Here is a 1084-nt window from a genome sequence, read left to right as displayed (position 1 = left end):
CTCCTGATACTGATCTTGGTTTAGCGGCTCACGAATATTATCCTCTTTCGCTTTCTTAGCGGCTTTTTCTGAAGAAGCAAGCTCGCTAAAAAGATCACAACAAATATAACCAAGCTTTTTACTGCGGTCTTCAATTTCCTCCATAACACAACTCACAATTTTTTCGCAATAGTATTGCTCGCAATAAGTATATGCGTTAGAAAGAAAAATAATTTCATCGCTTAAAAATTTCAAACAAACATCTATATAAGTATGTATTTCTTTCAAGGAATCAAAATTTATCAATCCAGTTTTCTTAAAATCAAGATCCATGTGTTTGGCTAAAAAGAAAGGATCGATAACTTCTGCGACACAACTTTTATTCCCAAGAGATGCATAATAATTCATTGAATATCCGCCGATTTTATATATCACAACTGCCAGTTTATTAAATTTTATAGCTATGAATAGATAAACCTAAAAAACCATACGTTCACGTAAAGCCATCACTCGTGAAGCCGACAGATCACGAATATCCTCATTGTGAAAAATCAGGTGCGCTCGGTGCGGCTTGGTTTCCTCATCCCCAAGCTCCAAATCCTCCATTAGAAACTGATGCTTACCCTGGTAGGTCGCCGCGAGGTCAGCCGCCAAGCTGCGTGCGGCTTCTCCAGGCGTAACTATGGCCCAACCGATGATGTCAGACAGCTGTTCGGCTGGTGATCGCGGTGTCACGCCCTGAGCGGCGTTGCAGGCAAATTCGTTATAGAGCTGCGCGCCCAGTTCCGGATCGTCCGCAGGATTTCCCGGGCACAGCCGCGGCTCCCAGGGAAGCACGTAGGTCGATTGACCGAGAACGTCTTGCCGGACGTAGTCCGAGGGTTTGGCTAAACGCTGCATAAGGTTTGCTCCTAGGCGAAAATTGCATGGTAACGCAGCAGACTTTGGGCAGCTGAAACCTGCTTCCAGAGCCGCCTTAGCCGCTCTGATAAACCGCCGGCGAAGACGGCGGAAACAGCCGGACAGACACCACCCGAGCCCACGAGGGGGGTGAGGAAAAATGGCCCCCAGGCCGAATTTTTCCGTTCTGCCCTGGTGAAGCCCG

General features: G+C 47.0%; 3 protein-coding genes. All 3 read right to left on the bottom strand.

Going from position 1 to position 1084, the window contains the following annotated elements; genetic code table 11:
- Positions 1-387 (bottom strand): hypothetical protein (locus tag GHO32_RS26055; RefSeq protein ID WP_153443106.1); only part of this gene is annotated, 387 nt, incomplete at its 3' end.
- 69 nt (positions 388-456) lie between these two features.
- Positions 457-879, bottom strand: a complete 423-nt coding sequence (locus GHO32_RS26050) for a hypothetical protein (RefSeq protein ID WP_048362296.1) — start codon at positions 877-879, stop codon at positions 457-459.
- A gap of 11 nt (positions 880-890) precedes the next feature.
- On the bottom strand, positions 891-1084 hold a 194-nt coding region (locus tag GHO32_RS26710), incomplete at its 5' end, for a hypothetical protein (protein WP_218581169.1).

Source organism: Pseudomonas sp. FSL R10-2189 (assembly GCF_009600325.1).
GTDB classification, from domain to species: Bacteria; Pseudomonadota; Gammaproteobacteria; order Pseudomonadales; family Pseudomonadaceae; genus Aquipseudomonas; species Aquipseudomonas helleri.
This window is presented reverse-complemented; position numbering and strand designations above follow the sequence as displayed.